The following is a 4,888-nucleotide window of genomic DNA, read 5'->3' on the forward strand; positions in this document are numbered from 1 at the left end:
TTGAACAATATAAAATGAAAAATATAAATAACAGTTATTGGGGAATGGCTACCTCTGAATTGAAAATGAACGAATGCCAATTACCTATTGATGAATCGGTTTTACAAGTAGATATGGGGGAGTGTTTGTATTATTTATATGAAAAAGATGCGAGTGAACCGTTATCAGCATTAATTTTAGATGAACCCCTACATATTATTCAGGAACTTGGCTACACTCTTAACGGAGATATTTTATGTCAGTATGTTTGTGAGACGAAAGGACAAGGGAGAATAGTTGAACATTATACTATTATGATTCCTGTTATTATGATTAAAGATAAAAAATGACATCGTATATGTGGTAATCGAGAATGAAATGAAAAAACTGCATGCTAATTGTTAGACACCGTCTACAATTAGATGCGGTTTTTTGAATCCAAAAATCAAGGGCGTTTACTCTTTGCTCATTTGAGTTTATACAAAATATATGAATAAATTAAATAAAGCTATTGCCCCTAGTCTTAGACCATAGTTTATATTGAAATCACAAAGAAAGCTCTTGTGAAAGTGGGGAGTATTTAAAACAGTTAGAACAAATATTAGAAATCGTAAATATGAGGAATATTGTTGTCTATGAGTATGTTTACGAACAAAATGAGAGGGTATCAGAAACAGATTTTTTATTGGTATAGATGGTTATTTCATCAAATGGTAAAGAACGTTAACATATAGTTGCAATGTTTACATCATAGAGTGCGCGCCTCAAGGAAAAGTTATATATTTAGAGGCGCGCACTTTTTGTCTTTGAAATAATCATAATTCTTTTCAATTGGATTTGCATCATAAGAACACCCCTAAAAATGTACGAAAGAAATATATATTTTTCCTACATTGTGTAGATACAAAAACTTTTTGGATATAGATATAATTTATTTACAGAATATTAAAAAAATGAACAGGGGGATGAAAGATGTCGATTCAAACAATTGGTATTGTCGGTGCAGGATCTATGGGGTCTGGCATTGCAAATTTAGCCGCATTAAATGGGTTTACAGTTATTTTACATGATATTGAAGAGCGTTATTTAGATAATGCAATACAACGTATGAATGGTTTTATGACTAAGAGTGTTACAAGAGGAAAGATGACGGAAGAAGATAAAGAAAAGGCGCTTGGCCGAATTCGACTCACTACAACTTTAGAAGATATGAAGGATGCGGATGTAGTTATTGAAGCCGTATTAGAAAAATTAGATTTGAAGAGGGAAGTGTTTGCAGCTCTAGATCGAATCGTTCCTGAAGGGGTTATACTTGCAACGAATACTTCATCTATGTCTATAACAGAGATTGCTTCAGCAACGAACCGTCCAGAACGTGTGGCGGGCATGCATTTCTTTAATCCCGCACAACTTATGAAACTTGTAGAAGTTGTTCGTGGTTATCGAACGAGTGATGAAACAATCGAAGAATTGAAAGCGCTATCTAAAAAACTTTCGAAAGAACCAGTTGAAGTAAAAAAGGATTCCCCAGGATTTATTGTGAATCGAATTATGATTCCGCAATTTATAGAGGCAATTAAATTGCTAGAAGATGGCGTTGCCTCTGCAGAAGATATTGATAAAGCTGTTACACTCGGTCTTAATTATCCGATGGGGCCATTTACACTTCAAGATTTTGCAGGTGTAGACATTGGGTATCATGTGATGGAGTACTTCAAAGAAGAATTAAATAATGATCAATATGCGCCGCCGCTTCTGTTAAAACAGCTAGTTAGAGCAGGTAGACACGGCAAAAAAACAGGTGCAGGTTTTTATGATTATGAATAAAGAATGGGGGATTAAGTTATGAATTATGAGTTTTTAATTTGTGAAATTGAAAATAGAGTTGCGATTGTTACGATTAATCGACCACCTGTAAATCCGTTGAATACACAAGTGTTTAATGAACTTTCTAGTCTATTTGGTGAACTAGAGGTAAATGAAGAAGTACGAGTAATTGTTCTTACAGGAAGCGGAAGGAAGGCATTTGTCGCAGGTGCTGATATTAATGAAATGGCAGCACTTGATCTTGTCGGTGTTAACAAAATGAATAAGACTTCACGAACGGTATTTAGCAAAATTGAAAATATGTCAAAACCAGTTATTGCGGCGATAAATGGATTAGCTCTTGGCGGTGGTTTTGAACTCGCACTCGCATGTGACTTGCGCATTTGTTMGGATCAAGCAAAATTCGCTTTTCCAGAAGTAGGACTTGGAATTATTCCTGGAGGCGGAGGTACACAGCGTCTTCAAAAGATTGTCGGCCAAGGTGTAGCGAAAGAATTACTCTATTTCGGAGATATGTTTGATGCGCAGCGTGCGTTCGATTTACATATTGTCAACAAGGTAGCACCTGCGGAAGAGTTGTTTGAGTCTGCAAAGGAATGGGCGTATAAATTAGCAAAAAAACCACCAGTAGCACTTCAAATGTTAAAAACGGCGGTAAATGTAGGCAGTAATGCTGACCTTGAAACAGGCTTAATAATTGAAAGCACCTGTTTTGGAAATGCTTTTGCAACAGAGGATCGTAAAGAAGGATTACAAGCATTCGTTGAAAAAAGAAAACCAGTTTATTTAGGGAAATAATGAGGTGAATGGGATATGAAAGAGATTGTTTTATTGGAGGGAGCTAGGACTCCGTTCGCTGAAATTTCGGGATCGTTCAAAGGATTAAATGCAACAGAATTAGGGGCAATTGCCGCTAAGGAAGCAATACGAAAAGCTTCTATATCTGCTGAAGATATTAATCAAGTTGTATTTGGTAATGTTCAGCAGTCTAGTAAAGATGCACATTTATTGGCAAGGCATGTTGGATTAAAAGCCGGAGCACCTATTCATGTCCCAGCTTTGACGATTAATCGTCTTTGCGGAACTGGTGTTGAATCTATTTTAACGGCAGCTCGTTATATTCTTTGCGGAGAAGCAGACGTTGCACTTGCCGGAGGAACTGAGAACATGAGCCAAGTTCCGCATGTAATACCTGGAATGAGATGGGGAAGTCCACTCGGCGGTCCGGCTTTAGAAGATTGGTTATGGGATGGTCTTTATGATACGTATGGTAAATGTACGATGGGAGAAACAGCCGAGAATTTGGCTGCAAAATATAATTTAACGAGAGAAGAAGTAGATCAGCATGCACTCTCTAGTCATGAGCGAGCTCTTTTAGCAAGGGAAAAAGGGTATTTAAAAGAAGAGATTGTTCCAGTAACAGTGAAAGGAAGAAAAGGAGAACAGATCATTGAAGAAGATGAGCACATCCGTCATACGAGCCTAGAAAAATTAGCAAAGTTAAAACCCCGTTTTGCTGAAAATGGTGTAGTAACTCCTGGTAGTGCAAGCGGAATGGTGGATGGTGCAGCGGCGGTTGTATTAGCATCTAGTGATTATGCAAATGATAGAGGATTAAAACCGATTGCTAAGCTCATTTCTTGGGCTGTTGTTGGAGTAGAACCGAAGTATATGGGAATCGGACCGGTTCCAGCTATTCAAAGTGCATTAGAAAAAGCGAATCTAACTTTAACAGACTTAGATTTGATTGAAATCAATGAAGCATTTTCTGCGCAGTACTTAGCTTGTCAAAAAGAATTAGGGTTCGATCTTGATAAAGCGAATGTAAATGGAGGGGCAATTGCGATAGGTCATCCACTTGCTGCGAGCGGAACAAGAATTTCTCTATCCTTAATTTATGAATTAAGAAGAAGAAATAAAAAGTATGGGGTATCCGCTGTTTGTATTGGCGGAGGGCAAGGAATTGCAGCGATTTGGGAAGCGTTGTACTAGAAAAACCAGGGAGAGTCCTTCCTGGTTTTCCTACATCGTTTGTCCTGCTATAAGTATGGGATAAAAAATGCGAGCTAGTAGGTAAGACGATAGAAAGTGAGTGAGAGAATGAAAAAGAATAGGAACTTATTAGCGGTGTATGAGCTGTTAGAATCTGTTACTTCATCTTATGGTGAAAAAGAAGCGATATATGATTTAACGAGACGAATTACATACAAACAATTGAAAAATGAAGTAGATTGTTTGGCTACTGCATTTAAGAGACTAGGAGTAAGTAAAGGCGACCGTATCGCCGTATCTCTACCAAACTGGTCTGAAACAGTAGTAATCTATTTTGCGGCAGCAAAATTAGGAGCAATAATCGTTCCTTTTAATCCAAAATATAAATCATATGAAATTGAATTTATATTAAAAAGTTCAGCTCCGAAGCTATTAATAGCATCCGGAGAATTTGAAAAGAATTTTGGTTTTGAAAAAGTACTTACTATGGTACAAAAAGCTATTACAGTAAGGTTTCCGCAAGAGAATCTCAGTTCCTATGAGGAGTTAATGCGTACAGAAACAAAGGATATTGAACAAGTAAATATAAATGTGAATCATGATTTGTTTTGTATATTATATACGTCAGGAACGACGGGAACCCCAAAAGGTGTAATGGTTACACACCGTGCTGTTGTACAATCTGCACAAACGATAGGAATAGAGCTGCATTGTACACAAGATGATGTATTTATTATCTCAGCACCACTGTTTCATATTTTCGGTATGGCAATTAATATGCTTTGTGCAGTAGCGATGGGGGGACGAATGATACTACAAGAAAAATTCCGTCCGCGAGAAACTTTACAATTAATTGAACAAGAAAAGGTAACCATCCAAAAAGGCGTACCAACAATGTTTATAAAAGAACTAGAATTAGAGGATTTTGATAAATATGATTTATCTTCATTGCGTGCCGGATTAGTTGGCGCCGCACCTATTCCGGCAAAAACAGTGACGGAGATACGAGAACGGATGGGTATTAACCTTTGCCAATCATTCGGAATAACTGAAACGGTTTCTATTACGATGACCTCGTATGGTGATACAA

The 4,888-nt window shown here is 37.2% G+C and carries 4 protein-coding genes and 1 pseudogene; all 5 read left to right on the plus strand.

The genetic code is table 11. The features are described 5' to 3' along the window. Positions 1-329: pseudogene (locus AC1DTM_RS18240) on the plus strand (MerR family transcriptional regulator); the annotation flags it as partial. A gap of 622 nt (positions 330-951) precedes the next feature. Further along, complete coding sequence (locus tag AC1DTM_RS18245; protein WP_016105255.1) at positions 952-1,806, plus strand: 3-hydroxyacyl-CoA dehydrogenase family protein; 855 nt, start codon at positions 952-954, stop codon at positions 1,804-1,806. 18 nt (positions 1,807-1,824) lie between these two features. Continuing rightward, a complete protein-coding gene (locus AC1DTM_RS18250) occupies positions 1,825-2,604 on the plus strand; it encodes an enoyl-CoA hydratase/isomerase family protein (protein WP_477000607.1) in 780 nt (259 codons plus the stop codon). Between the two features lie 15 nt (positions 2,605-2,619). Beyond that, a complete protein-coding gene (locus tag AC1DTM_RS18255; protein WP_016105253.1) occupies positions 2,620-3,798 on the plus strand; it encodes an acetyl-CoA C-acetyltransferase in 1,179 nt (392 codons plus the stop codon). Positions 3,799-3,906: 108 nt separating this feature from the next. Next, positions 3,907-4,888: class I adenylate-forming enzyme family protein (locus AC1DTM_RS18260; RefSeq protein WP_477000608.1), on the plus strand; the 982-nt coding region annotated here is incomplete at its 3' end.

The organism is Bacillus sp. P4_D3 (genome assembly GCF_056401855.1).

Coding starts and splice junctions, on each gene's coding strand:
- AC1DTM_RS18255 (WP_016105253.1), top strand. CDS start 2,620: ATGAAAGAGATTGTTTTATTGGAGGGAGCTAGGACTCCGTTCGCTGAA.
- AC1DTM_RS18245 (WP_016105255.1), top strand. CDS start 952: ATGTCGATTCAAACAATTGGTATTGTCGGTGCAGGATCTATGGGGTCT.